Here is a 21,692-nt window from a genome sequence, read left to right as displayed (position 1 = left end):
ACGAAATATTCCCTTTGTCCGCTGCTGCTTTCGGTTTGTTGTCGGTCAAAGCCGTCACGCGTTAATTGGCCACTCTTTCGCCGTATTTTTCTGTTTTATTTCAAACATCCAAAGCAAAAATCTCGAATAATTCTCAATAAGCGGTGGCCGCATGCGCTACGGCTGGTTTAAACACAAATGTTAACTGTTTATTGAAAATGATTTTAGTGATGTCAATCAAAGTTTGATTTGACGATGTGATTGATAAGAGGAGAAAAAAGATGACCCAAGCTTCAGCTGGCCTGCGTTTCCGTCAAGCCGTTCAAGAATCTAATCCGTTGGCGGTGGTGGGCTGCGTCAATGCTTATTTTGCCCGTTTGGCCACCCACAGCGGTTTTAAAGCGATTTACCTGTCCGGCGGCGGCGTGGCAGCCTGCTCAAACGGTATTCCGGATTTGGGTATCACCACCATGGAAGACGTGCTGATTGATGCGCGCCGTATTACCGATAACGTGGATACGCCTCTGCTGGTGGATATTGATGTGGGTTGGGGTGGTGCATTCAACATCGCACGCACCATCCGCAATTTTGAGCGTGCGGGTGTGGCTGCGGTACATATTGAAGACCAAGTGGCGCAAAAACGTTGCGGCCACCGTCCAAACAAAGCCATCGTGTCTAAAGAAGAGATGGTTGACCGCATTAAAGCCGCCGTTGATGCGCGTGTCGATGAAAACTTCGTCATCATGGCGCGTACCGACGCGCTGGCGGTTGAAGGTTTGGATGCGGCGATTGAGCGTGCGCAAGCCTGTGTGGAAGCCGGTGCCGACATGATTTTCCCGGAAGCGATGACCGAACTGGGCATGTACAGAAAATTCGTTGATGCGGTGAAAGTGCCGGTATTGGCCAACATCACCGAATTCGGTTCAACCCCGCTCTACACCCAGCAGGAATTGGCTGAAAACGGTGTACAGCTGGTGCTGTATCCGCTCTCAACCTTCCGCGCGGCCAGTAAAGCGGCATTGAATGTGTATGAAGCGATTATGCGCGACGGAACGCAAGCCAATGTGGTCGATACCATGCAGACTCGCGCGGAATTGTACGAACACTTGGGCTACCACGATTTCGAGCAGAAATTAGACCAATTGTTTCAAAAATAAATAAAGCCGTAGAAATAGAAGTTGTTGGATTTTCAGACGGCCTGTTCCCAGTGAAAAGGCCGTCTGAAAAAATAATCATATTAAAAAAGCAATTAACAATTAATAGGAGAAACATCATGACAACCGAAACCCCTACTTTCAAACCGAAAAAATCCGTAGCCCTGTCAGGCGTAGCAGCCGGTAACACCGCGCTGTGTACTGTCGGCAAAACCGGTAACGACTTGAGCTACCGCGGTTACGACATTCTCGATTTGGCCAAGCATTGCGAATTTGAAGAAGTGGCGCACTTGCTGATTCATGGCCATCTACCGAATAAGAGCGAATTGGCAGCTTATAAAGCCAAATTGCAAACCTTGCGTGGCTTGCCGATTCGTGTCCGCAAAATGCTGGAAAACTTGCCGGCACACACCCATCCGATGGACGTTTTGCGTTCGGGCGTGTCTATGATGGGCTGCGTTCACCCTGAGCGTGAAAGCCAACCGGAAAGTGAAGCGCGCGATATCGCCGACAAACTGATTGCCAGCTTGGGCAGCATCTTGCTGTATTGGTATCAATATTCACACAAAGGCAAGAGCATTGACGTTGAGAGCGAAGAAGAGAGCATTGGCGGTCATTTCCTGCACTTGTTGCACGGCAAACGCCCAACGCCTTCGCAAGTTAAAGCCATGCACATTTCCCTGATTTTGTATGCAGAACACGAATTTAACGCATCTACTTTCACCAGTCGTGTGATTGCGGGTACCGGTTCGGATATCTACTCTTGCATTACCGGTGCCATCGGTGCTTTGAAAGGCCCGAAACACGGCGGTGCGAACGAAGTGGCTTACGACATTCAAAAACGTTACCGCAATGCCGACGAAGCCGAAGCCGACATCCGTGAGCGCATCGGCCGCAAAGAAATCGTGATCGGTTTCGGCCATCCGGTGTACACCGTATCCGACCCGCGCAACGTTGTGATTAAAGAAGTGGCGCGCGATTTGAGCAAAGAAGCCGATGATATGCGCTTGTTTGACATTGCCGAGCGTTTGGAAACCTTGATGTGGAACGAGAAAAAAATGTTCCCGAATCTGGACTGGTTCTCTGCCGTGTCTTACCAAAAACTGGGCGTACCGACTGCAATGTTCACCCCATTGTTCGTGATTTCGCGTACCACCGGCTGGTCGGCACACGTGTTGGAGCAACGCAAAGACGGCAAGATTATCCGTCCGAGCGCGAATTACACCGGTCCTGACGATATTCCGTTCGTGCCATTGGACGAACGCTGCTGATGTACTTTTCAGACGGCCTTTATGCTTTCGCATCAGGCCGTCTGAAAAATTTACGATGATGCGTACTTGAATATTAGTAATTAAATAATTTTCCAAAGATAAAGATTCAGTTGGAAAGACAAAAGGCAATGTTGGTTTAGGAAGCTCAAACAAATATTTTGCTTGCACTCAAGCCAAGGGAATATACGGTTGTATACGTTTTGACCGACAGATAATAAATGAATGCCACACAAACCGTTTACTTTTTATTGTCAAGCATGTTGGTTGCCGCCTTGCCCGGCCCTGCCATGATGTTGGTAATACAGGGGGCGATTCATTCGGGATGGAGAAAAGGGGCAAGCATTACGGCAGGGATATTGTTGGCAGATGCCTTACTTTTAGTAGCGGTGTGTTTAGGAGTAGGCGGTATTATTGCTTCTTCTGAATCCATGCTTACTGTAATGAACGTGTTTTCTTCCTGTTATCTGATTTACTTAGCATATGGTTCATTTCGGGCGATCAGTGGTCTTCGTTCGGGTTTGCCGGTGTCGGTAAAAAATGTTGACTGGAAAGCGGGTTTTTGGATTACCATCATCAATCCCAAAACCATTATTTTTCTGATTGCGTATTTGCCCCGTTTTATTGATCACCATTCCAATGCGTCGGAGAATATACAGCTTTTCATGCTTTCATTTTGGTTTGTGATTGCGGTAGCGGTTGTGATGTCGGTTTATGCTTTAGCGGCACATGGTGCTCGGCGGTTTCTAGAAAAAATAATAGTGCGCCAAACAATGGAAGCCGTGTTTGGTATGGTATTGCTTTTTATCGGTTTGCATGGTTTATGGGAAATGGTTTCCACTCGATAACTTCACAAACGGTATCCCACCATGAACACAAAAGACGCTTTGCTGATTGCTGCTGTGGTCAGTATTTGGGGCATTAATTTTTTCTTTATGAAAACCGCTTTGGCCGATGTGCCGCCCATGATATTGGGCTTGTTGCGGTTTTTATTGGTGATTTTTCCGGCGGTATTCTTTATTAAACTGCCGAAAGTCGCTTGGTATTGGCTGGCGCTTTACGGTATCACCATCAGCTTCGGCCAATTCGGGTTGATGTTTACCGCGCTGGAACTGGGTATGCCTACAGGCTTGGGAGCCTTATTGATTCAGTTGCAAGTGTTTCTTACCGTATTGGTGGCCGGTGTGATGATGAGAGAGCCACTGTTGCGCCATCATTTGTTGGGTATGATTGCTGCTGCGGTGGGGCTGATGCTAATCGGCATCGGCCAATATCAAGGCAATATGCCGTTGGTGGCTTTGCTGGCAGTGGTCGGCCTTGGTGGCATTTACCGCCGTTTCTTTGATGATGTATGGCGCCGATGGTCTGGTTTCTTACACGCTGTCTCTCAGCGGTTGGGGCATTGCCAGCATTTTGTTTTTGGCCTATGTGTCGAGTTTGGTCGGCTACACCGCGTGGGGCGATTTGCTCTCGCGCCATCCGGCAGGCAAGATTACTCCGTTTGCGCTGTGTGTGCCGGTGATTGCGTTGTTGGTCGGCTATATCTTCTTAGGCGAACGTTTGGGCGCATGGCATTGGGCGGGTATAGTGGTCGTAATGGCCGGTTTGCTGATTCATGTGTTCGGCGGCAAATGGTTAGGCCGTCTGAACAAATAAAAAAAGGATAACAAAATGCCTCATTTAACTGTTGAATACGGCGGCGTAGAAATGCCGCAAGAAGCCTTGCCAGAATTACACCAAACCTTATTAAACAGCGGCTTGTTTGAAGAATACGATTTGAAAATCCGCCTGTGCCGCTATGAGCAAGCCGATTATTTGGTTGGGGGTACCAAACAAGCCTTTGCCCATTTGACCTTGCGTTTGCTGGAAGGGCGCAGCGAAAGCGCCCAAGCCGAATTAAGCCGCGCTTTGGCTGAAACCGTGCAAAAATTGACCGCACAAGCGCCGAGCATTCAGATTAGCGTGGATTTGTGCGACATGGTTCGCGCGACCTACACCAAAACCCACCGTTAATCCAACAGGCAGTCTGAAACCAATTTACAAGCGCAATTGTCATGAGCAAAGATTGGAATCCGCAACACTATCAGCGTTTTGAAAAAGAACGCAACCGCCCGCCGGCTGAATTGTTGGCGCGGATTGCACACATTCAAGCGCAACGGATCACCGATTTGGGCTGCGGTTCGGGCAGCAGCACCGCCTTGTTGCGCCAAGCATGGCTGCAAGCCGAGATTACCGGTGTGGACAGCTCGCCCGCCATGCTCGCCGCCGCGCAGGAAAAATTGCCCGATTGCCGTTTTGTATTGCAGGATTTTCACGATTGGCAGCCGGAAGCGCCGCAAGATATTGTGTTCGCCAACGCCTCACTGCAATGGTCGGATACGCCGCAAACGCTGTTGCCGCACCTGATTCGCCAGTTGAAACAACACGGTGTGTTGGCGGCGCAAATGCCGGATAATTTGGATGAGCCGTCGCATTTTCTCATGCGCGACACCGCTGCATTGCCGCAATGGAAAGAGTTGACTCAAGCCGCCGACAGCCGCCCGCCGGTTTGGGATGTATCCCGCTATTATGATTTGCTGGTGGCGCAAGGTTGCGAAGTGGATGTGTGGCGCACGGTGTATTACCACGTTTTGCCCGATACCGCCGCCATCGCCGATATGTTTGCCAGCACCGCATTGCGCCCTTATCTGGCCTGTTTGGGCGAAGCGCAGCAGGGCGAATTTATGCAGGCATACATCGAGCAATTAAACCAACATTATCCGCGCCGACATGATGGCAATGTGTTGTTGGCGTTGCCGCGAATGTTTATCGTGGCGCACAAAGGGCATGCCGTCTGAAACGGCTGTCGCTCTTATTAAAATTAAAACTATTTTTCAGACGGCCTTGAGATAAACAACAGGCCGTCTGAAACCCCAAGCAGTCAAACAGAAGAAAAACATAAATCACTGGAGATCACCATGTCTAACCAAATCTATAAAAAACCGTTACCTGATACCAATCTGGAATACTTCGACGCGCGCCAAGCGTGTGAAGACATCCGCCCCAGCTCATACGACAAGCTGCCGTACACCAGCCGCATTTTGGCGGAAAACTTGGTCAACCGCGCCGATAAGGTGGATTTGGCCACGCTGCAATCGTGGCTGGGTCAATTGATTGACAACAAACAGGAAATCGATTTCCCATGGTATCCGGCGCGCGTGGTGTGTCACGATATTTTGGGTCAAACCGCATTGGTGGATTTGGCAGGCTTGCGCGATGCGATTGCCGAAAAAGGCGGCGATCCGGCCAAAGTGAATCCAGTGGTGCAAACCCAGTTGATCGTCGATCACTCGCTAGCCGTGGAATGTGGCGGCTATGATCCGGATGCCTTCCGCAAAAACCGCGAAATCGAAGATCGCCGCAACGAAGACCGTTTCCACTTCATCAACTGGACAAAAACCGCGTTTGAAAATGTGGACGTGATTCCGGCGGGCAACGGCATCATGCACCAAATCAACTTGGAAAAAATGTCGCCGGTAGTTCAAGTGAAAAACGGCGTGGCCTTCCCGGATACCTGCGTCGGCACTGACTCACACACGCCACATGTTGATGCATTGGGCGTGATTTCCGTGGGTGTAGGTGGTTTGGAAGCCGAAACCGTGATGCTCGGTCGCGCCTCGATGATGCGTCTGCCGGATATTGTCGGCGTGGAACTTACCGGCAAACGCCAGCCGGGCATTACTGCTACCGACATCGTGTTGGCCTTGACCGAATTCTTGCGTAAAGAGCGCGTAGTGGGTGCGTTTGTCGAATTCTTCGGCGAAGGTGCCGACAGCCTGTCGATTGGTGACCGCGCCACCATTTCCAACATGACTCCTGAATTCGGTGCGACTGCTGCTATGTTTGCCATCGACCAGCAAACCATTGATTACCTGAAGCTGACCGGTCGCGACGAAGCGCAAGTGAAATTGGTGGAAACCTACGCCAAAACCGCTGGTTTGTGGGCAGATGCGCTGAAAACTGCCGAATACCCGCGTGTGTTGAAGTTTGACTTGTCCACCGTGACCCGCAATATGGCCGGTCCGTCAAACCCACATGCACGTTTCTCGACCACCGATTTGGCCGCCAAAGGCATTGCCGCCCCTTACGAAGAACCGACCGATGGCAAAATGCCGGACGGCGCGGTAATTATCGCGGCGATTACCTCGTGTACCAACACGTCTAACCCGCGCAACGTGGTGGCCGCTGCCTTGCTGGCACGCAACGCCAACCGCTTGGGCTTGAAACGCAAACCGTGGGTAAAAACCTCATTCGCGCCTGGTTCGAAAGTGGCGGAAGTGTATCTGAAAGAAGCCGGATTGCTGCCGGAAATGGAAGCCTTGGGCTTCGGCGTGGTCGGTTTTGCCTGCACCACTTGTAACGGTATGTCAGGCGCACTCGACCCGAAAATCCAGCAGGAAATCATCGATCGCGATTTGTACGCCACCGCCGTATTGTCGGGCAACCGCAACTTTGATGGCCGTATCCACCCGTATGCCAAACAAGCCTTCTTGGCTTCTCCGCCGCTGGTGGTGGCCTACGCGATTGCCGGTTCGATCCGTTTTGACATCGAACAAGACGTGTTGGGCGTGGTAGATGGCAAAGAAATCCGCCTGAAAGACTTGTGGCCGAGCGATGAGGAAATTGATGCCGTGGTGGCCGAATTTGTGAAGCCGCAACAATTCCGTGATATTTACATTCCGATGTTTGACACCGGTGCTGCCGAGCGCGCACCTAGCCCGTTGTACGACTGGCGTCCGATGTCGACCTATATCCGCCGTCCGCCATATTGGGAAGGCGCATTGGCAGGCGAGCGCACGCTGAAAGGTATGCGTCCGCTGGCGATTTTGCCTGACAACATCACCACCGACCACTTGTCGCCGTCCAACGCGATTCTGCCGAGCAGCGCGGCTGGTGAATACTTGGCAAAAATGGGTTTGCCGGAAGAAGACTTCAACTCTTACGCTACCCACCGCGGCGACCACCTGACTGCCCAACGTGCCACTTTCGCCAACCCTAAACTCTTCAACGAGATGGTGAAAAATGAAGACGGCACCACCAAGCAAGGCTCGCTCGCCCGCGTGGAACCGGAAGGCCAAGTGATGCGCATGTGGGAAGCGATTGAAACCTACATGAACCGCAAGCAGCCGCTGATTATCGTTGCTGGTGCTGACTACGGCCAAGGCTCGAGCCGCGACTGGGCAGCCAAAGGCGTGCGTTTGGCTGGTGTGGAAGCCATTGTGGCCGAAGGCTTCGAGCGTATCCACCGCACCAACCTGATCGGCATGGGTGTGTTGCCACTGCAATTCAAAGAAGGCACCAACCGCCACACGCTGGCCTTGGACGGCACCGAAACCTACGATGTCATCGGCACACGCGAACCGCGCTGCGATTTGACCTTGGTGATTCACCGTCAAAACGGTGAAACGGTTGAAGTACCCGTAACCTGCCGCTTGGATACCGCCGAAGAAGTGTTGATTTACGAAGCCGGCGGCGTGCTGCAACGCTTCGCGCAAGACTTCTTGGAAGGGAACGCTTAACTACATCTTGTGTGTTGAAGCTAATATTTCAGACGGACTCAAAGTGATTTGAGGCCGTCTGAAATATATACATATAAAATCAGGGGAAGACATCCATGAAACTGATTACTAAGTCAAAAATACTAACTAAAGAATTTATTCGATTAACCAAGCAATACGAACACGCTTCTTTCGCAACGGCTTGGGCTTCTTCAGAGCATGACGCTTTTAAAAACTTAAATGCCCATCCTAATAAAATCAAACATTCAACCATAGGATTGCATTTTTATCAGACCGCACCTGAAGTATTAGAACAATTTAAAAACCATGACCATGTTAGATTTATTTTGCAAACTGACGGCGTATTCCACCCGAAGCTTTATTTATTTTGGAACACAGAAACCGATTGGGCTTTACTTTCAGGTAGTGCTAATTTTACAAAAGGGGCGTTTGCCGGAAATAATCAAGAAATGATGCTGATGATGACTGGGAATTCTGCTGATTTTTTCCAAGAAATTCAAAGTTTCTTAAAACAAGAGTGCTTTGAACAAGCTACTACCATTAACGATGATGGAATTAAAAAATACCGTGAACTTTACCTCGCACGACAAAAAACAATTCAAACCTTATCCAATGTCTATCAAAGCGGTAAAGAATGCAGTGAAATGCAACAGAATATTTTGACTACTAATATTTTAACTTATTCATGGCCAGATTATCTGAAAACCATTCAAAGAGATAAGCATCATGATTTTTTAGGAAGATTAAGAGTATTGGCTTATGTAAAGCGACGTTTTCAAGAATATGCTAATTTTTTAGATATAGATTTAGAAATACGAAAATTCATTGCAGGGTTACCTAACCATGCACCGACGAAACTTGATTATGCTTGGTTTGGTAGCACGAAGAGTAATGGAAATTTCTCTAAAAAAATCAGCAATGACAATCAAGAATTTGCTAAGGCTATTGATATGATTCCATTATCAGGCAATATTAGCCGAGCAGATTTTGTGGAGTATAGCCAAATTTGTAAATCTGCTGGTTATGTTAACCCTGTTGGCGTATCAACTCGACTATTGGCAATGAAACGCCCAGATTTATTTTTCTGTTTTAATGGACAAAACAAAGAAAAAATGTGCAAGGAGTTAGGCATCAAAAATATTCAAAATATCGATGGGGAACGTTATTGGGATGAGATCCTTCAGCGTATTTATGATACGCCTTGGTTTAATAACAAACCTCTTACTAACGATAAAATAGAAATTCAGGCATGGAATAATCGGGTTGCCTTGATTGACTGTATTTACTATGAACCAAAATCTCGAGTGATATATTAACTAAGCCGTGTAGGGCGGGTGTCAACCCACCGCATGACAGGCCGTCTGAAATGCCTGTCTGAAAAACTTTCAGTAGCGAGTAGGGTGGGTGTAAACCCACATTAACCAGACAACAAATATTGTGAAAAAAATCAGACGGCCTTAGTATTAAACAGGCCGTCTGAAACCCAAACAAGAACAATAAGGAGAAACAAAATGCCGCAAATTAAAATTCCGGCCGTGTATTACCGCGGCGGCACATCCAAAGGTGTATTTTTCAAACGCACCGATTTACCTGAAGCCGCGCAACAAGCAGGTGAAGCGCGCGATAAAATCCTGTTGCGCGTGTTGGGTAGCCCCGACCCTTACGGCAAACAAATCGATGGTTTGGGCAATGCCAGCTCGTCCACCAGTAAAGCCGTGATTTTGGATAAATCCGAACGCGCCGACCACGATGTTGATTATCTGTTTGGCCAAGTATCGATTGACAAACCGTTTGTCGATTGGAGTGGCAACTGCGGCAACCTTACCGCCGCTGTGGGTGCATTCGCTATTTCACAAGGCTTGGTTGATGCCGCAAAAATCCCTTCAGACGGCATTTGCACTGTCAACATCTGGCAGCAAAACATCGGCAAAACCATCATTGCCCATGTGCCGATGCAAAACGGCGAAGTGTTGGAAACCGGTGATTTTGAGCTTGACGGCGTGACATTCCCTGCCGCCGAAGTGCAAATCGAATTTCTCGACCCGGCCGACGGTGAAGGCAGCATGTTCCCGACAGGTAATGTGGTGGACGATTTAGAAGTGCCGAATATCGGCACCTTTAAAGCCACCATGATTAACGCCGGCATTCCGACCATTTTCCTGAACGCCGCCGATTTGGGCTATACCGGCACCGAGTTGCAAGACGACATCAACAACGATCCGGCCGCTTTGGAAAAACTCGAAACCATCCGCGCATACGGCGCTGTAAAAATGGGCTTGATCCAAGACGTGGCCGAAGCTGCCACCCGTGCGCACACGCCGAAAGTGGCCTTTGTCGCGCCACCGACCGATTACACCGCATCCAGCGGCAAAGCCATCCAAGTAGGCGACATCGATTTGCTGGTGCGCGCCATGAGCATGGGCAAACTGCACCACGCCATGATGGGTACGGCTTCCGTTGCCATCGCCACCGCAGCCGCCGTCGAAGGCAGCTTGGTAAACTTGGCCGCAGGCGGCGGTAAACGCGATGCCGTGCGTTTCGGCCACCCATCCGGCACCTTGCGCGTGGGTGCATCGGCTGAACTGGTTGACGGACAATGGACTGCCACCAAAGCTGTCATGAGCCGCAGCGCCCGCGTGATTATGGAAGGCTGGGTGCGTGTGCCGGATGATACCTTTTAAAATAGCTTGAAATCGCTTTGATGATAGGCCGTCTGAAATGGGAAGTCTCAGACGGCTTTTTTCTGGCTGTTTCCCATCTGTTCGGCTGTACCAGCGGCTTAAGCTGGTTTCTCTTTAAATGGTGTATTTAGTCAGCAGTAGACTCTCTGAAGCCTAAAAACTTTCAGGCGGCCTTTTGTCTTTTCAATCAATAAGTTTTACAATATGCACCGAAGCAAAAACATCAAACGCAAAGGACACAAACATGGCACAATTTTTCGCCATCCACCCCGACAATCCGCAAGACCGCCTGATTAAGCAAGCCGCCGACATCGTGCGCAACGGCGGTGTGATTGTTTACCCTACCGATTCCTGCTACGCGCTGGGTTGCCAACTTGGCGACAAAAATGCGATGGAAAAAATCCTGCACATCCGTAAAATCGACCAAAAACACCACTTAACCTTGATGTGCGGCGATTTGAGCGAATTGGGCACATACGCCAAAGTGGACAACAGCCAGTTCCGCCAGCTCAAAGCCGCTACGCCGGGCAGCTACACCTTTATTTTGGAAGCCACCAAAGAAGTGCCCAACCGCACTATGCACCCAAAACGCAAAACCATCGGCCTGCGCGTACCCGACAACAAAATCGCCTTGGCCTTGCTGCAAGAGTTGGGCGAACCTTTGTTGAGCTGCACCTTAATGCTGCCCGAAGACGACGAACCGCTGACCGACCCCTACGAAATCCGCGACCGCTTGGAACACAGTGTAGATTTAGTGATTGACGGCGGCTGGTGCGGCACCGAGCCAACCACCGTGATTGATATGACCGACGGTACGGAGTTGATTCGAGAAGGCAAGGGAGATAAAGGTCTGTTTGGTTTGTAAAAAATGATAATAAAGGCCGTCTGAAAAATAGTATTTCAGACAGCCTCCTGCTTTTATTCCATGGCCTTGAATCCCCGCTTTATGCCCACATCTGCAAAATCTGTTATATTCTTGACTATTTGGCGGTTCAGACGGCTTTGATATTGGAAAAGTTGTTTCCCGCAAACAGCTTTCTGCGGAGCGAAAACCATGTTTCAGAATTTTGATTTAGGTATTTTTTTACTGGCGGTGTTGCCGGTGTTGCTGGCGATTACGGTGCACGAAGCGGCACACGGCTATGCGGCGCGTTATTGGGGCGACCCTACCGCCGAGCAGATGGGCAGACTGACGCTGAATCCGTTGGCGCATATTGATCCGATTGGCACGATTGTGGTGCCGGCGGTGTTGTTTTTTACCACCGGTTTTATGTTTGGCTGGGCGAAACCGGTGCCGGTGATTCCGCGCAATTTCCGCGATACGCGCTTGGGTATGCGTACAGTGGCGATTGCCGGGCCGTTGTCGAATTTGGTGATGGCGTTCGGTTGGGGGCTGGTGGCGGTGGCAGCAGTGTATGCGCCTGAATCGTATCAGTTTCCGATGTCAAAAATGGCGCAATTCGGTATTTCAATTAATGCGGTATTGTTTGTGTTGAATATGCTGCCGGTGCCGCCTTTGGACGGTGGCCGATTCGTGGACAGTTTCCTACCGGCGAAGCAATCCATGCAATATCGCAAGATTGAGCCTTACGGCACTTGGATTATTCTGATTTTGCTGATGACCGGTGTGTTGTGGACAATCATCGGGCCGATGGTGAATTTGATTATGTCGCTGGTGGCAGGATTTGTCGGATTGATTATTTAAAAACTGAGGCCGTCTGAAGATTCAGACGGCCTTGTTGTTTAAAAATCGAAACCGATTTGTTCGGCATTGGTCACATCGGCAGGGGCGAGTAAGTCGAGTTTGCGGTTGCGGATTTTGTTTTTACGCATACTCAACAAACGCATAACTTGATGCTTTTGCTCATCGCTCATCTGCTGCCAATAGAGCCGCTCTTCACGACTGCGCAAACAGCCCTTGCAATAGCCTTTGGCATTGGCTTCGCATACGCCGATACACGGGCTGGGAATGGTGAAGAAGTCGGGCTGTTGCATGGCAGGGAAAGATGTCATTTTTCTGTCATGGTAGGCGGTTATTGATGTAAAGTCAATGAGATACGAGAAGGCCGTCTGAAAGCAGAATATGTTTCAGACGGCCTTGTCATGCAGCAAAATGTTTTACACGGTTTGTGAATATTTTGCCGTGGTTTCCTTGTGGCGCAAGTGGTAGTCGAATACCATGGCAATATTGCGAATCAGGAAACGACCTTTCGGGGTCACGGTCAGACCGTGCGGCTTCAAGCGCAGCAAGCCGAGTTCGGCCAAATTCTGCAAATCGGCCAATTCATCGGCAAAATATTGGTGGAACGGAATGCCGAATACGCTTTCGTAAATTTGGAAATCCAATGAAAAGCGACACATCAAATCTTGAATGATGTTGCGGCGCAATAAGTCGTCTTGGTTCAACTGGTAGCCGCGCATAATCGGCAAGCGACCTTCATCGATGGCGGCATAATAGGCGTCGATGTCACGCTCGTTTTGGGCATAAGTGCTGCCGATTTTGCCGATGCTGGACACGCCGATGGCTACTAAATCGCAATCGGCATAGGTTGAATAGCCTTGGAAATTACGCTGCAACCAGCCTTCTTTCAGGGCGATGGAAAGCTCGTCGTCAGGTTTGGCAAAGTGGTCCATACCGATGAAAACATAGCCGCGGTCGGTCAGGGTTTGCACGCAGTATTGCAGCATATCGAGCTTTTCTTCGCTGCCCGGTACGGCATTGGTATCGATGCGGCGCTGCGGTTTGAAAATATGCGGCAGGTGGGCATAGTGATACAGCGCCAAGCGGTCGGGATCGAGGCTGAGTACGGTATCAATAGTGGCTTTCATGCTTTCTACCGATTGATGCGGCAGGCCGTAAATCAAGTCGACGCTGACGGATTTGAAGCCGGCTTCGCGAGCGGCATCAATCACTTCTTTGGTTTCTTCGAAGCTTTGAATGCGGTTAACCGCTTCTTGTACTTTCGGGTCGAAATCCTGAATGCCCACGCTCATGCGGTTGAAACCGAGTTTGCCGAGTTTGTGTACTGTTTCGCGGCTGACTTTGCGCGGGTCGATTTCGATGGAATATTCGCCGTTGGGCATCAGCTGAAAATGCTTGCGTATCATCTCAAACACGCGCTCAAGCTGGTCGTCGCTCAAGAAGGTCGGTGTGCCGCCGCCGAAGTGAAGTTGCGCCAATTGATGGCGGCCGTTGAGATGCGGGGCGAGCAATTCCATTTCGCGCTCGAGATACTCAATATAAGCATCGGCGCGGGTTTTGTCTTTGGTGATGATTTTGTTGCAGCCGCAGTAGTAGCAGATGGTATTGCAAAACGGAATGTGGATATAAAGTGATAAAGGCTTGTTGAGCGCACCTAGGCCGCGTAAGTGCAGCGCATGGGTGTATTCGGCTTCGCGAAAGCCATCGTGGAAGCGGTCGGCAGTGGGGTAAGAGGTATAACGTGGGCCGCTTGCCGGAAGTTTGGCAATCAAGTCGCGGTCGAATTCTGGTAGTTCATTGTTTTGTATCGGAATTATTTTCATGATGGTCGTGTTGTGCTTATATATTGTTTAACGAATTAGTAAAATTCGATTTAGTTTGTTAGAATGCCACATTATGATAAACCTGTTTTGATATGAGTCAAGAGAAGCTCAGTCAAGACAAGAAGTTTTTATAAAAAAAGGTATTTTATGGCCACACACAATTCTACACATCAATTGAAAGCATTGTGTTCGACGTGTTCTTTGCGTGAACTTTGTTTGCCGGTTGGTTTGATGCCTAACGAATTTTCCCAGCTGGATGCCGTTATCCGTCAGAGCCGTCGTCTGAAAAAAGGCGAATATCTGTTCCGCGCCGGCGAACCGTTTACTTCTTTGTTTGCCATTCGTGCCGGTTTTTTCAAAACCACGGTGGCAAGCCAAGACGGACGCGACCAAGTGACCGGTTTCTTTATGTCGGGCGAATTGATCGGTATGGACGGCATTTGTTCGCATGTCCACAGCTGCGATGCCGTGGCCTTGGAAGACAGTGAAGTGTGTGAATTGCCGTTTGCCCACATGGAAGAGTTGGGACAAAACATTCCAAGCCTGCAAACCCACTTTTTCCGCTTGATGAGCCGCGAAATCGTGCGTGATCAAGGTGTGATGCTGTTGTTGGGCAATATGCGTGCCGAAGAGCGTTTGGCCGCATTTTTGTTGAATTTATCGAATCGTTTGTATTCGCGCGGTTTTGCCGCCAATGATTTCATCCTGCGCATGTCGCGTGAAGAAATCGGCAGCTATTTGGGTTTGAAGCTAGAAACCGTCAGCCGCACGTTGTCGAAATTCCATCACGAAGGTTTGATTGAAGTGGAACATAAACACATCAAGATTCTCGACTCGCAGGCCTTGAAAAAAATGGTATCCGGCTGCGCGCATGCTATGTAAGGGCTGAAAATGTCAACAGGCCGTCTGAAGTTGTGTGTTTCAGACGGCCTTTTATCTTTAGGGAAATAAACAAACGCGCTAATTTAGATGGAGAAGTCCTCCATAATCGGTGTATACAAGATACGGTCGATATTTTCACGGTTTAAATGAGGTGCAAACATCTCGATAAAGTCATAAGTATAGCCGCGTAAATAAGTATCTGAACGGATAGCAATCCAAGTGGGTGACGGCTCAAACAAATGAGCCACATCAATCAATTCCAAATCTTGATCGGCTTGCGGGTCGTAAGCCATTTTTGCCATCAAGCCCGCGCCTAAGCCCAGTTTGACATACGTTTTTAGCACGTCGGTATCAGCAGCGGCTAGAGCCACTTCCGGCTGCTCCAGCTTGGCTTTGGTAAAAGCACGCGCGATGCTGCTGCTAGAATGGAAGGCGAATTCATAAGTAATTAACGGAAAGCTGGCCAAATCTTCAATGCTGAGCGGATTTCTGCAATCAAGTAAAGGATGGTTCTTAGGCACGATCACCGCATGATTCCAGTCGTAACAATTAAGTTTGCGCAATTCAGGATGGTCGTCGAGCTTTTCGGTAATAATGGCAATGTCGGCTTCACCGTTGCTGACCATCTGCGCAATAGCCGAAGGACTGCCTTGTTTGATGGTAAGATTAACTCTGGGATAACGCTTTACAAAATCAGCCACAATGTGCGGCAGGGCATAACGTGCCTGTGTATGGGTTGTGGCAATGGTGAGTGCGCCACTATCGTGGTCGGTAAACTCGCTGCCGATGTTTTTGATATTTTGCACATCACGCAAAATGCGCTCGGAAATTTCCAACACTGCTTTGCCCGGCTGGGAAACTGAAACCACGCGTTTACCGCTGCGGATAAAAATCTGAATGCCCAGCTCTTCTTCCAGTAATCGGATTTGTTTGGAAATACCCGGCTGGGAAGTAAACAGTGCGTCGGCTGCTTCGGAGACATTCAGATTATGGCGGTAAACTTCGAGCGCGTAGCGTAATTGTTGTAATTTCATGGTATTTGAGTTGTGGATATTGTGCGACAAATATGGCGTAATTTAGCATATTTTATTTAATTTTGTCGGCGTGAATCGGCTTTCTTTGGGAAGCTTTTGTTTTTTCAAGAAGTATCTAAATTCTCCATCAGAAAGTTTTAAGAAGCCATCATCGCACTTTGAAATGGTTGTTGCTTTTGTACAACGATAGAGCAAACCTTATGGGGATTTATCCATAAATAAATGACACAAGTTTGATTTTTCGGCATGATTGGTAGTCAGGAAGCAGGCAGTTTCATGATTGTTCAGAGGCATCGAGTATTGACAGTTTGCCCTCGGCTTCTTTATAGTGCAACCTGATATATCCGATTTGCCGCCATTTTATATGCTGCGGCCTGTATATTGGTAAAGTTGTGACGGTGTATTATGCATCCGTTGCATAACAATTTTGATGAGGGAATAAAATGACCAAACAGCTGAAATTAAGCGCATTGTTCGTTGCCTTGGTGGCTTCTGGCACCGCAATGGCAAGTGAAGCGCATACCAAACACGGTTACACCGTAAGCAGCAAATCTCAAGAAGTCGTGCGTAATAACTACGGCGAGTGCTGGAAAAACACCTACTTCGACAAAGCTACTCAAGGCCGTGTTGAGTGTGGCGATGCCGTTGCTAAAGTTGAAGAGCCAGAATATGCTGATGAAACTGTTTCATTGTCTGCTAAGACTTTGTTCAGCTTCGACAAAGATACTCTGCGTCCTGAAGCTCAAGAAAACCTGAATGCTTTGGCTCAGCGTCTGAGCAACACCAACGTACAAACCGTACGTGTTGAAGGTCACACCGACTTTATGGGTTCTGAGCAATACAACCAAGCTCTGTCTGAGCGTCGTGCGAACACCGTGGCTAACTACTTGGTTAACCGTGGCGTACCTTCTAGCAAAATCTCTGCTGTAGGTCTGGGTGAATCTCAAACTCGTATGACTGCTACTTGTGAAGCTGAAGTGGCTAACCTGGGCAAAAAAGTTTCTAAAGCGAAACGTCGTGCTGCTCTGATTGCATGTATTGAGCCGGATCGTCGCGTTGACGTGAAAATCCGCAGCTTGGTAACTAAACAAGTTGCTCCTGGTACTGTGCAAGGCGAACGTCCAGCAGTAGATGATGGTTGGATTCCTTCTCCGCACAGCCGCGTACATGGTTACACCAAACCTTAAGTAGGCTGATTAAAAACCCCGCGCTAGCGGGGTTTTTTGTTTGCAATATTTTGGATAGGTAGATCATCAAACTTAATTTAATAAGGGAACAGGATTAACTGTCGGCATATTGAATTTATCATTAAGCATATGATTTAAATTGAATTTTCTGATAAATACAGATGCTTGATTTTACGTTAAAATAATGTTATATCAATTAAGTAGTTTAATTATTTACATAAAAACAAATTTTACTAGTATTGTTTTTCTTCTTGTAAATGTGGTTTAATTTTCAGGACTTTAAATGACAGAGTTTGATTTTATTCGAAAATATCTGCAGAACCAGCAGCAAGACCATCAGGTGGTGTTGGGGATTGGTGATGATGCTGCCATTATCCGCCCGCAAACCGGATATGATTTATGTTTTAGTGCGGATATGCTTCTAAAAAATAGGCATTTTTTTGAAAATGTTGCACCTGAAGATTTGGCATGGAAAGTGCTGGCGGTTAATCTCTCTGATATGGCGGCTATGGGTGCCCAACCCAGATGGGCTTTGTTGAGTGCAGGCTTGCCTGAATTGGATGATGATTGGCTGCGCCGTTTCTGTGATAGTCTGTTTGATTTGGCACAACGCTTCGGTGTAACCTTAATCGGCGGAGATACCACGCGTGGTGACTTGGTTTTTAATGTCACTATTGTGGGGGAGTTGCCGCAAGGAAAATCTCTGCGACGTGATGCTGCACAAGTTGGTGATGATATTTGGGTTTCCGGAAAGATTGGTTTGGCCGCATCGGCTTTAAATTGCTTGTTGAAACAATGTGATTTACCTTCGGAAGTTTTTCAGCTGTGTGAAGCGGAATTATTAAGGCCTATGCCGCGTGTGCGATTGGGACAGGCAATATTGAATTTTGCACATGCAGCACAAGATGTTTCAGATGGCTTGGCACAAGATATCGACCATATTTTGACAGCATCGAATGTTGGTGCAGAAATTTGGGCGGATGAAATACCGACTTTGCCGCAATTAAAAAAAGTATTGCCACGCAAACAATGGCTGCAATACACTTTAGCCGGCGGGGATGATTATGAATTGGTGTTTACTGCACCAAAAAATTGTCGCGAAGCGCTATTGCTTGCTGCGCAAAACAGCAATACACCGATTACGTGCATCGGTAAAATTACCGATTCAGGATGTCTACAGGTGATAAACTCAATGGCAGACCGTATGGAAATTACATTAACTTCTTTAGGATTTGATCATTTTGGCTGACTTTAAACCAACGTTTTCATGGCTGAAACAAAAGCCGCTATGCTTTCTGGCCTTTGGCTTTGGTAGCGGACTTGCACCGTTTGCTCCTGGTACATTTGGAACCATGGTCGCGCTACCGATAGCGTTTATATTGTATTTGCTCGGACTTACCGGTTGGTGGCTGGCATTAGTTTGTGTGGGCCTGTTTGTATGGGGTATTCAGATTTGTAGTCATGCTGAAAACGAATTAGGCATAGCAGATTACGGCGGAATTGTGTGGGATGAAATAGTTGCTATGTTGTTAATTCTGGCATTCGTTCCATTTAAATGGCATTGGTGGTTAGCTGCATTCATTGTGTTCCGCTTTTTTGATGCCGTTAAACCATGGCCGATTAAATGGTTTGATGCACGCGTAAGCGGCGGCTTGGGTATTATGCTTGATGATATCATTGCAGCATTCATGACATTGATGGTTTTGAATATTGCAGTATGGATACTGTAAATAGGTATAACATGTTTGGCAGAACAAGCACTCAGTAGATTTTACTATTCTTACAATAATGATTATTTAAAAATTGTCTGAAATTGATTTCAGACAATTTTTTTATAAAATTGTTGTCAATTTCAACATTATTTTTCAGGATATATTGTCAATTAGTAAAAATTATTATAATTTTGATGTTTTATTTTTAATTTTAAAATAAAGAGTTATATTTTTATATGTCAGAATAGTCATTATTTGTTGCATAAATTGTGTACATAACATTGCAAAAATTAACGCTTTGTGCTGAAATAAATCTATCTTAACAAAAATATAGAGGAGAAATACCGATGGAGGCATTGAAATCGTTCTTTGATGTGGTCAGCGGATGGGTCTGGGGACCAATTATGCTGATATTGTTGGTTGGTACCGGTGTGGTGTTGACCCTTATGCTTAAGGGTTTGCAATTTAGTATGCTGGGGCACGCATTAAAACAAGCGTTTCGCCCGCATCCTAAAAAAGACGGCCAAGACCACAAAGGTGATATTTCCCATTTTGGCGCTCTGATGACAGCTTTATCGGCCACTATCGGTACCGGTAACATCGCCGGGGTGGCTACCGCTGTGGTAGTGGGCGGTCCGGGTGCGGTCTTCTGGATGTGGATTACTGCTATTTTTGGTATGGCCACCAAATACGGCGAAGGTGTGTTGGCGGTGAAATACCGTGTGGAGAATAAAAAAGGCGAAATGTCCGGCGGTCCGATGTACTATATCGAAAAAGGCTTGGGCAATAAGTGGAAATGGATGGCGTATGCCTTTGCATTGTTCGGAACGTTTGCCTCATTTGGTATCGGTAGCTCGGTACAGTCAAACTCTGTAGCACAGGCCGTGCAAACTAGCTTTAATATTACGCCCAGCTTGACCGGTGTGGTATTGACCTTACTCACTGCTATTGTGGTTTTGGGCGGCATCCGTGGTATTGCCAAAGCTGCTTCGGTTATTGTGCCGGTGATGGCGGTATTGTATGTATTGGGTGGTTTGTTGATTATCCTGATGCACTTGGATATGGTTGCGCCGGCAGTCAGCCTGATTTTGCGTGATGCCTTTACTGGTGAGGCAGTGGCAGGTGGTGCACTCGGTATGGTGATTCGCTATGGTGTCGCACGTGGGGTGTTTTCAAATGAGGCCGGTATGGGTTCTGCGCCGATTGCAGCGGCAGCTGCTAAAACTGACCATCCAGTCCGCCAGGCTTTGGTGTCGATGACCGGTACATTCTTGGATACTATTGTAGTGTGTTCGATTACCGGTATTGTACTGGTAATGGGTTTGATGGGAGCCGGTGGTGAGTTTGTGAAGCCGGAATTGAGTGGTGCTGCTTTGACAACGGTAACCTTCCAGCAATTGTTGCCGGGTGTGGGTGGTTGGATTGTAACCATTGGTTTGATTTTCTTTGCGTATTCCACTATTTTGGGATGGTGTTATTATGGTGAGAAATGCGCAACTTATGTCTTTGGCGATGGTTTTACCAATATCTACCGTGTGTTTTATGTTGCAACCGTGATGTTGGGGACGGTATTAAGTTTGGATTTGGTTTGGCTGGCAGCCGATACATTCAATGGCCTGATGGCAATTCCTAACTTGATTGCTTTATTGTTGTTGTCTAAAGTTATTGTCAGCGAGACAAGAGACTTTAAGCAAAAAGTGAAAAATGGCGAGTTGCCGCACTGATTGGTATGTTGGATCAGTAGCCGTCTGGAACAGAAATGTTTCAGACGGCTATTATTTTAAAGAGCGAATCGTTGTTGATATAGGCGCTGAAACGACTAGACAAGATTAAAAAAATTTAGTTTATACAGCTTTTATGTAGTTGTCATCATAATCCGGGGTGTTGTTAATGTGTGTTGTCGACTGCTGCTTGTTTTCGATAAGCCAAAACATAAAGCATGCCGACAAATATTGAGCCACCGACTGCATTACCTAAATAAACCGACACCATATTGTGCATAAACTGTGCCCAAGAAATATCGGCTCCTCCCCAAATTGCAGCAGGAATCACAAACATATTGGCGACAACGTGTTGAAAACCGATCAGCACGAAAATCATAATCGGAAACCAAATTGCCAAAATCTTGCCGCCGTAAGTATGCGCGCCGTAGCACAGCCATGCGGCCATTGCCACCATCCAGTTACAGCCGATGCCGGATACGAAAGCATGGGCAAAATCCGCCGATACTTTGGTTTGTGCCACGGCAATGGTTTCGTGTAGGTAATGGCCTTCAGTTAACCCAAGGAAATGGCCGAAAAACCAAGCTACAAAAAATGCACCGAGCACATTCGCCAGCGATACAATCAGCCAGTTGCGCAGCCATTTTGCGACAGTAATTTTTTTCATCATCACGGCTACGGGCAATACCATCATATTGCTGGTAATCAGTTCGGCACCACCTAATAAAATACAAATCAGCCCGATGGGGAAAACAGATGCACCAAGCAATGTGGCTAAGCTGCCCATTTCTTCCGGCATGCCACCGACCACGCGGATATAGGCTAGATAGCCGATGGAAATAAATGCGCCGCCCAAAAAGCCCAAGACGCTCAGTTGCAGCGCGTCGCCGTTGCCTTTTGCAACCCCTTTATCGGTGGTGGCGCGCAGTATTTCATGCGGGTATAAATCACTCATGTTTGTTGTCCGTATCGAATACAAGCGTTATTTTAC

General features: G+C 47.8%; 20 protein-coding genes and 1 pseudogene. 17 read left to right on the top strand and 4 right to left on the bottom strand.

From position 1 onward, the window contains the following. Positions 1-260 precede the first annotated feature (260 nt). The 12 genes and pseudogenes from prpB (at position 261) to ACM67B_RS08690 (ending at position 12,345) form a co-directional block, all read left to right on the top strand. Complete coding sequence (gene prpB / locus ACM67B_RS08745) at positions 261-1,136, top strand: methylisocitrate lyase (protein WP_095502793.1); 876 nt, start codon at positions 261-263, stop codon at positions 1,134-1,136. A gap of 116 nt (positions 1,137-1,252) precedes the next feature. Then, positions 1,253-2,404 (top strand): 2-methylcitrate synthase, encoded by a 1,152-nt coding sequence (gene prpC / locus ACM67B_RS08740; protein ID WP_416189286.1) that lies wholly within the window; start codon positions 1,253-1,255, stop codon positions 2,402-2,404. A gap of 218 nt (positions 2,405-2,622) precedes the next feature. Continuing rightward, positions 2,623-3,249: a LysE family translocator gene (locus ACM67B_RS08735; protein ID WP_416189285.1), complete on the top strand. Its 627-nt coding sequence runs from the start codon at positions 2,623-2,625 to the stop codon at positions 3,247-3,249. Positions 3,250-3,270: 21 nt separating this feature from the next. Then, a pseudogene (locus ACM67B_RS08730) lies at positions 3,271-3,603 on the top strand (EamA family transporter); the annotation flags it as partial. Positions 3,604-3,721: 118 nt separating this feature from the next. Next, positions 3,722-4,057 (top strand): EamA family transporter, encoded by a 336-nt coding sequence (locus tag ACM67B_RS08725; protein ID WP_416189284.1) that lies wholly within the window; start codon positions 3,722-3,724, stop codon positions 4,055-4,057. 15 nt (positions 4,058-4,072) lie between these two features. Beyond that, the gene (locus tag ACM67B_RS08720; RefSeq protein ID WP_416189283.1) at positions 4,073-4,414 is read left to right on the top strand and encodes a 5-carboxymethyl-2-hydroxymuconate Delta-isomerase; all 342 of its coding nucleotides are present in this window, start codon (positions 4,073-4,075) and stop codon (positions 4,412-4,414) included. A 41-nt stretch (positions 4,415-4,455) separates the two neighbouring features. Further along, on the top strand, positions 4,456-5,238 hold the full coding sequence (gene tam / locus ACM67B_RS08715) for a trans-aconitate 2-methyltransferase (RefSeq protein ID WP_416189282.1): 783 nt from the start codon (positions 4,456-4,458) through the stop codon (positions 5,236-5,238). A 120-nt stretch (positions 5,239-5,358) separates the two neighbouring features. Further along, positions 5,359-7,959, top strand: coding sequence for a Fe/S-dependent 2-methylisocitrate dehydratase AcnD (acnD, locus tag ACM67B_RS08710; protein ID WP_416189281.1), 2,601 nt, complete (start codon positions 5,359-5,361; stop codon positions 7,957-7,959). A 95-nt stretch (positions 7,960-8,054) separates the two neighbouring features. Next, positions 8,055-9,275: a phospholipase D family protein gene (locus tag ACM67B_RS08705; RefSeq protein WP_416189280.1), complete on the top strand. Its 1,221-nt coding sequence runs from the start codon at positions 8,055-8,057 to the stop codon at positions 9,273-9,275. A 195-nt stretch (positions 9,276-9,470) separates the two neighbouring features. Next, on the top strand, positions 9,471-10,640 hold the full coding sequence (prpF, locus tag ACM67B_RS08700; RefSeq protein ID WP_416189279.1) for a 2-methylaconitate cis-trans isomerase PrpF: 1,170 nt from the start codon (positions 9,471-9,473) through the stop codon (positions 10,638-10,640). A 244-nt stretch (positions 10,641-10,884) separates the two neighbouring features. Next, entirely contained in the window at positions 10,885-11,505 is a 621-nt protein-coding gene (locus tag ACM67B_RS08695) for an L-threonylcarbamoyladenylate synthase (RefSeq protein ID WP_416189278.1), read from the top strand. A gap of 189 nt (positions 11,506-11,694) precedes the next feature. Next, positions 11,695-12,345, top strand: a complete 651-nt coding sequence (locus ACM67B_RS08690; protein WP_416189277.1) for a site-2 protease family protein — start codon at positions 11,695-11,697, stop codon at positions 12,343-12,345. A 38-nt stretch (positions 12,346-12,383) separates the two neighbouring features. Here ACM67B_RS08690 and ACM67B_RS08685 read toward each other — a convergent pair whose 3' ends face one another. Then, a complete protein-coding gene (locus tag ACM67B_RS08685; RefSeq protein ID WP_416190553.1) occupies positions 12,384-12,635 on the bottom strand; it encodes a DUF1289 domain-containing protein in 252 nt (83 codons plus the stop codon). A gap of 123 nt (positions 12,636-12,758) precedes the next feature. Then, positions 12,759-14,165 carry an oxygen-independent coproporphyrinogen III oxidase gene (gene hemN / locus ACM67B_RS08680; protein ID WP_416189276.1) on the bottom strand — a complete coding sequence of 469 codons (1,407 nt, stop codon included), beginning with the start codon at positions 14,163-14,165 and terminating at the stop codon, positions 12,759-12,761. Between the two features lie 147 nt (positions 14,166-14,312). On the opposite strand from hemN, the gene fnr reads away from it, so the two are divergent. Further along, entirely contained in the window at positions 14,313-15,047 is a 735-nt protein-coding gene (gene fnr / locus ACM67B_RS08675) for a fumarate/nitrate reduction transcriptional regulator Fnr (protein ID WP_095503226.1), read from the top strand. Between the two features lie 83 nt (positions 15,048-15,130). Here fnr and ACM67B_RS08670 read toward each other — a convergent pair whose 3' ends face one another. Next, entirely contained in the window at positions 15,131-16,081 is a 951-nt protein-coding gene (locus tag ACM67B_RS08670; RefSeq protein ID WP_095503225.1) for a CysB family HTH-type transcriptional regulator, read from the bottom strand. A 443-nt stretch (positions 16,082-16,524) separates the two neighbouring features. Here ACM67B_RS08670 and ACM67B_RS08665 point away from each other — a divergent pair, with 443 nt between their 5' ends. From ACM67B_RS08665 to ACM67B_RS08650, 4 genes are all read left to right on the top strand, one after another. Beyond that, positions 16,525-17,268 (top strand): OmpA family protein, encoded by a 744-nt coding sequence (locus ACM67B_RS08665; RefSeq protein ID WP_095503224.1) that lies wholly within the window; start codon positions 16,525-16,527, stop codon positions 17,266-17,268. 283 nt (positions 17,269-17,551) lie between these two features. Further along, positions 17,552-18,517 (top strand): thiamine-phosphate kinase, encoded by a 966-nt coding sequence (gene thiL, locus ACM67B_RS08660; RefSeq protein ID WP_416189275.1) that lies wholly within the window; start codon positions 17,552-17,554, stop codon positions 18,515-18,517. Further along, positions 18,510-18,998, top strand: a complete 489-nt coding sequence (locus ACM67B_RS08655; protein ID WP_416189274.1) for a phosphatidylglycerophosphatase A — start codon at positions 18,510-18,512, stop codon at positions 18,996-18,998. The genes thiL and ACM67B_RS08655 overlap by 8 nt, the downstream gene beginning before the upstream one ends. 329 nt (positions 18,999-19,327) lie before the next feature. Continuing rightward, positions 19,328-20,704 (top strand): alanine/glycine:cation symporter family protein, encoded by a 1,377-nt coding sequence (locus ACM67B_RS08650; protein WP_416189273.1) that lies wholly within the window; start codon positions 19,328-19,330, stop codon positions 20,702-20,704. A gap of 163 nt (positions 20,705-20,867) precedes the next feature. On the opposite strand, the gene ACM67B_RS08645 is transcribed toward ACM67B_RS08650, so the two are convergent. Continuing rightward, positions 20,868-21,656, bottom strand: coding sequence for a formate/nitrite transporter family protein (locus ACM67B_RS08645; RefSeq protein WP_416189272.1), 789 nt, complete (start codon positions 21,654-21,656; stop codon positions 20,868-20,870). Positions 21,657-21,692 lie beyond the last annotated feature (36 nt).

Source organism: Neisseria sp. CCUG17229, assembly GCF_047839235.1.
In the GTDB taxonomy this organism is placed as follows: Bacteria; Pseudomonadota; Gammaproteobacteria; order Burkholderiales; family Neisseriaceae; genus Neisseria; species Neisseria brasiliensis.
This window is presented reverse-complemented; position numbering and strand designations above follow the sequence as displayed.